Origin of the sequence: Wohlfahrtiimonas larvae, assembly GCF_002006755.1 — a bacterium.
In the GTDB taxonomy this organism is placed as follows: domain Bacteria; phylum Pseudomonadota; class Gammaproteobacteria; order Cardiobacteriales; family Wohlfahrtiimonadaceae; genus Wohlfahrtiimonas; species Wohlfahrtiimonas larvae.
The window spans coordinates 1-5,634 of record NZ_MVDO01000162.1 but is presented as its reverse complement, the minus strand read 5'-3'; the positions used below and the strand labels follow the sequence as shown (position 1 = coordinate 5,634).

4 protein-coding genes are annotated in these 5,634 nt (G+C 38.5%); 1 reads left to right on the top strand and 3 read right to left on the bottom strand.

All coding sequences use genetic code 11. The features are described from left to right. Nucleotides 1-234: 234 nt before the first annotated feature. Nucleotides 235-1,305 carry a zinc-dependent alcohol dehydrogenase family protein gene (locus BZK14_RS09080; RefSeq protein WP_342742240.1) on the top strand — a complete coding sequence of 357 codons (1,071 nt, stop codon included), beginning with the start codon at nucleotides 235-237 and terminating at the stop codon, nucleotides 1,303-1,305. A gap of 75 nt (nucleotides 1,306-1,380) precedes the next feature. On the opposite strand, the gene alaS is transcribed toward BZK14_RS09080, so the two are convergent. The 3 genes from alaS to BZK14_RS09065 all read right to left on the bottom strand — a co-directional run. Next, nucleotides 1,381-3,987 (bottom strand): alanine--tRNA ligase, encoded by a 2,607-nt coding sequence (gene alaS, locus BZK14_RS09075; RefSeq protein WP_077926188.1) that lies wholly within the window; start codon nucleotides 3,985-3,987, stop codon nucleotides 1,381-1,383. 27 nt (nucleotides 3,988-4,014) lie between these two features. Continuing rightward, nucleotides 4,015-4,680, bottom strand: a complete 666-nt coding sequence (leuD, locus tag BZK14_RS09070) for a 3-isopropylmalate dehydratase small subunit (protein WP_077926187.1) — start codon at nucleotides 4,678-4,680, stop codon at nucleotides 4,015-4,017. Between the two features lie 10 nt (nucleotides 4,681-4,690). Continuing rightward, a partial coding sequence (locus tag BZK14_RS09065; RefSeq protein WP_077926186.1) for a 3-isopropylmalate dehydratase large subunit occupies nucleotides 4,691-5,634 on the bottom strand: 944 nt, incomplete at its 5' end.

The following is a 5,634-nucleotide window of genomic DNA, read 5'->3' as shown; positions in this document are numbered from 1 at the left end:
ATAGTAATATTGTTTTTATTAATTTTTTTCTGCTAAAGAGATTAATTTTGATTGATCAAAAAATGTTCAAAAATGTCAGTTTTTTGTAAAAGTATAAGGTTTACATTTTATTGATAGGGCAGATTATTTGAAGTTTGAATCTTGTGATGTTCTCCGATATGATGTTGAAATCTTGAATAACTCAAGTGGATTACTTTATAACTCTATTTTGGAGGATTAGTGATGCAAAAAACAATGAAAGCAATGGTTTATTATGGTGAGAACGATTTACGTTTTGAAGATCGTCCAGTACCACAAATATTAGAACCCACAGATGCGATAATAAAGTTAACTACGACAACAATATGCGGTACTGATCTTGGCATTATGAAAGGAAAAAATCCTGAGATTGAAGCCACTGCTAAAGAAAAACAAGGTAACTTTAATGGTCGTATTTTAGGCCATGAGGGTGTTGGTATTGTCGAAGAAGTAGGTAGTGCTGTTAAGAATTTTAAGAAGGGTGATAAGGTTATCATTTCTTGTGTGAGCCGATGTGGCACTTGTGAAAATTGCCAAAAGCAATTGAATGCTCATTGTATGAATGGTGGTGGTTGGATCATGGGGTACATGATTGATGGCACGCAGGCTGAATATGTTCGTACACCATTTGCAGATACGTCTTTATACCATTTACCCAATAATTTAGCAGAAGATGTTGCGGTGTTACTGTCAGATGCATTACCAACTTCTCATGAAATTGGTGTTCAGTATGGTGATGTTCAACCTGGTGATACAGTTGCGATAGTTGGTGCAGGACCAATTGGTATGGCTGCGTTATTAACAGCACAATTATATTCTCCAAGTGAAATTATTGTGGTGGATATGGATGAAAATAGGCTTCAAATGGCATTGGAAATGGGCGCAACAAAAGTTATTAATTCTGCTAAAGAAGAAGCGATTGCATCTATTTTAAAAATGACAAATGGCCGTGGTGTTGATTGTGCGATTGAGGCTGTGGGTATTCCGCAGACTTGGGATGTTTGTCAACATATTGTAAAAGAAGGCGGTAATATTGCGAATGTTGGGGTGCATGGTCAAGCTGTAAGTTTTGCATTAGAAAAGCTATGGATTAAAAATTTGAAAATTACTACTGGATTAGTGAATGCTAATACAACTGATATGCTCTTAAAAACGTGCTGTTCAGGAAAATTGCCACTAGATAAGATGATCACTCATTATTTTAAATTTAATGAGCTTGAGCAGGCTTATAAGGTGTTTAAGAATGCGGCAGATGAAAAAGCAATGAAAGTGATTATTAATTGCTAAGAGATATTGAAAAATTTTGGATATAAAAAAGCGGGATTCCATTCCCGCTTTTTTATTATCTATAAATTATGATCGTTAGATTTTATCTTGAATCCAAGCTTTTGCAGTATCAAGCGCTTCCTGAATTTTAGAGCCATCTTGACCACCAGCGGTTGCTGAATCAGGACGACCACCACCTTTGCCGCCAACGATTGCCGCGGCAACATTCACAAGATCGCCTGCTTTGACTTTATTTGTCAAAGATTTTTCAATAGCAGCAACTAATGTTGCTTTACCATCCACGGATGAACCAAGTAATACAATGCCTTGTGATTGACTGCGTAACTTATCAGCCAATTCACGTAGAAGTTTTGTTTCAACTTCAGGGACAAGCGCAACAATTACTTTAGTGTCATTGATTTCTTGCGCCTCTGCTAAAATTTCATCGCTTGCAACCAATGCTAATTTAGATTTAGCTTGCTGTAAGGCTTTATCTGTTGCTTTTAAGTCATTCAACATTTGGTGCATTTTGATAACTAGCTGTTCAGGCGTAGATTTCAATGCTTCAGATAATTCGACCACTAAACGTACATGTCCTTGAACAAGTGATAATGCATGTAAGCCCGTGACTGCTTCAATACGGCGTACGCCAGATGCAATCCCTGATTCTTGAATGATTCTAAATTGACCAATATCACCTGTACGAGCAACGTGAGTGCCACCACATAGTTCTAATGAATCGCCCATTTCTACAACGCGAACTTCATCACCATATTTTTCACCAAACAATGCCATTGCACCTTTAGCTTTAGCATCATCAATTGGCATTACTTCAATTTCAACAGGATTATTAGCAATGATCGCTTTGTTTACATGTGATTCAATCTCTTGTAGTACTTCCAATGGAATTGGTGCATTGTGAGAGAAGTCAAAGCGTAAGCGATTATAAGTGACCAAAGAGCCTTTCTGTTCAATATGGCTGCCTAAAATTTCTTGCAATGCTTTGTGCAATAAGTGAGTTGCTGAGTGATTTTTACGAATGTCATCACGATATTGTTCATCAATTTTTGCATGAACTTGATTCGTTTTTTTGAATGAACCTTTAGATACATGGCCAAAATGAAGAATTGCATCACCTTGTTTTTTTGTATCTTCAACGATGAATAAGTTGTCACCGTTAGCAATAGAACCATGATCGCCCACTTGACCACCTGATTCAGCGTAGAAAGGTGTACGTTCTAAAACGATGATGCCTTGATCACCTTCAGATAATGCATCTACTAATTCACCATCTTTTGCCAATTCTAAGATGATTGTATCTAAATGATTTTCTGTATAGCCGACAAACTCAACAGGTTTATCTAGATCCACCGCAACAGTTTTTTCTGCACTGAATTGATTCGCAGCACGCGCACGTGCACGTTGCTCTTCCATGCAAGCTTCAAAGCCATCCATATCGAGCTCTAAACCTTGTTCACGTGCGATATCATTTGTTAAGTCAACAGGGAAGCCGTATGTATCATATAATTTGAAAATCGTTTCACCAGAGATTGTTTTTGCACCACTTAATGCTTTGATGTCTGATTCTAACAGTTTTAAACCATGTTCTAATGTTTCAGCAAAACGGATTTCTTCTTGTCTAATGGCATCTTGAATGTGGAATTTTTTCTCGATCAATTCAGGATAAGCATCGCCCATGACATCTGCTAATGTTGATACTAATGTATGGAAGAAAATATCTTTTTGCCCTAATTTGTAACCATGGCGTACTGCACGGCGAATAATGCGGCGCAATACATAACCACGACCTTCGTTAGAAGGTAAAACGCCATCAGCGATTAAGAAAGATACTGAGCGAATATGATCGCTGATTACTTTCAACGAATTATGTTCAAGGTCTGTTGTATTTGTCGATTTTGCAGCAGCTTTGATCAATGTTTGGAATAGATCAATCTCATAGTTACTATGAACGCCCTGTAAAACTGCGGATAAGCGTTCTAAACCCATACCAGTATCGACAGAGGGTTTTGGTAATGGATGTAAAATGCCAGATTCATCGCGGTTAAACTGCATGAATACTAAGTTCCATACTTCAATGAAACGGTCACCATCTTCTTCGGCTGATCCAGGAGGGCCACCCCAAATATGATCGCCATGATCATAGAAGATTTCAGAACAAGGGCCACAAGGACCAGTATCACCCATTTGCCAGAAGTTATCTGAGCTACCATCTTCTTTTACGCCAATGCGGATGATGCGTTCTTCAGGCACGCCAATCACATCTTTCCAAATATTAAAAGCTTCATCATCTGTATGGAATACAGTTACTGTTAGTTTGTCGGCAGGGAAGCCGTAAACTGAAGTTAATAATTCCCATGCAAACTCAATGGCATCTTTTTTGAAATAATCGCCGAAGCTGAAGTTCCCCAACATTTCAAAGAAAGTATGGTGACGTGCTGTAAAGCCAACATTTTCCAAGTCATTGTGCTTACCACCAGCACGAACACAGCGCTGAGATGATGTGGCTCGTACGTAGTTGCGTTTTTCCAATCCTAAGAAGAGATCTTTGAATTGGTTCATCCCTGCATTTGTGAATAATAGCGTCGGGTCATTGTGAGGAACGAGCGAGCTTGAAGTGACTTCTGCGTGTCCTTTTGAGATAAAGAAGTCTAAAAATTTACGGCGTATTTCTGTAGTTTTCATAAAGTCTAAATTTGTTAAATAAAAATATTATAGGGAATGATCCATAAAAACCCATGGCGTTTTCTGTTTCATTCGCGCTTCATAAGCTTTAATATCATCAGTATGTTGAAGAGTTAGTCCAATATCATCAAACCCATTGAGTAAGCAATATTTACGAAATTCATCTACATTGAATGAAAAAGGTTGGTGTAATGCTGTATTGTCTAGCTTACAAACCACTTGTTGTTCAGGTAGATCAATCTCGATTTCTAACCCTTCATGTTGATTGATTAACTGTATAATTGTATCAACATCTTCGGCAGAAAGCACAATAGGTAACACACCATTTTTAAAACAGTTGTTGAAGAAGATGTCTGAATAGCTTGGTGCAATCACTGATCTGAAACCATAATCATCCAAAGCCCATACGGCATGCTCACGAGATGAACCGCAGCCAAAGTTTTCACGTGCAACCAAAATAGATGCATTTTTGAATCGTGGTTGATTCAATGAAAACTCTGTATTTAAAGGGCGTTTGGAATTATCCATCCCAGGTTCACCAACATCTGTATAGCGCCATTCATCGAATAGATTGACGCCAAAACCAGAGCGCTGGATAGATTTTAAAAATTGTTTTGGAATGATCGCATCTGTATCAATATTTGGGCGATCAATCGCAACAGCAATGCCTTGATGTGTTGTGAATTTTTTCATTATGATCTCCTTAAATCAAAGTGCGAACATCAACAAAATGGCCTGTAATTGCAGCAGCAGCTGCCATCGCAGGGCTCACTAAATGCGTACGACCACCAGCACCTTGACGACCTTCAAAGTTACGGTTTGAGGTTGAAGCACAATGTTCACCTGCATTTAAACGATCATTATTCATAGCTAAACACATTGAGCAGCCTGGTTCACGCCATTCAAAGCCAGCTTCTAAAAAGATTTTATCCAAACCTTCTTTTTCTGCTTGTTCTTTCACTAAACCAGAACCAGGTACGATCATTGCCTGCACAATATTATTGGCAACTTTTTTGCCTTTAGCGATGAAAGCAGCTTCACGCAGATCTTCAATGCGTGAATTTGTACAAGAACCAATGAAAATCTTAGTTAAAGGAATGGCTGATAATGGGATGTTTGGCTGTAAATCCATATATGCCAATGCTTTTTCCATACCTGTACGTTTGACTGGATCCGTTTCTTTCGTTGGATCTGGAATCATTTCATCAATACCAATCACCATTTCTGGGCTTGTGCCCCAGCTGACTTGTGGTTTGATATTTTCAGCATTTAATGTAATCACTTTATCAAAGTGGGCGCCGATATCGGAATGCAATGTATTCCAATAAGCAACGGCTTGATTCCACATTTCACCTTTAGGTGATAATGGGCGATCTTTTACGAATTCTAATGTTGTATTATCCACAGCAACCATACCAACGCGTGCACCAGCTTCGATTGCCATATTACAAATGGTCATTCGGCCTTCCATCGATAATGCACGAATTGCGCTACCTGAAAATTCAATCGCGTAACCTGTACCACCTGCCGTACCAATCTCACGAATGATCGCAAGTACGATATCTTTAGCAGTAACACCTTTTGGTAAATCACCATCCACAATAATATTCATAGCTTTGGATTTTTTCTGTACTAAGCAACACGTTG

Bases quoted from the DNA above. Each gene is read 5' to 3' on its own strand.
- BZK14_RS09080 (WP_342742240.1), top strand. From the start codon at position 235: ATGAAAGCAATGGTTTATTATGGTGAGAACGATTTACGTTTTGAAGAT.
- leuD (WP_077926187.1), bottom strand. From the start codon at position 4,680: ATGAAAAAATTCACAACACATCAAGGCATTGCTGTTGCGATTGATCGC.
- alaS (WP_077926188.1), bottom strand. From the start codon at position 3,987: ATGAAAACTACAGAAATACGCCGTAAATTTTTAGACTTCTTTATCTCA.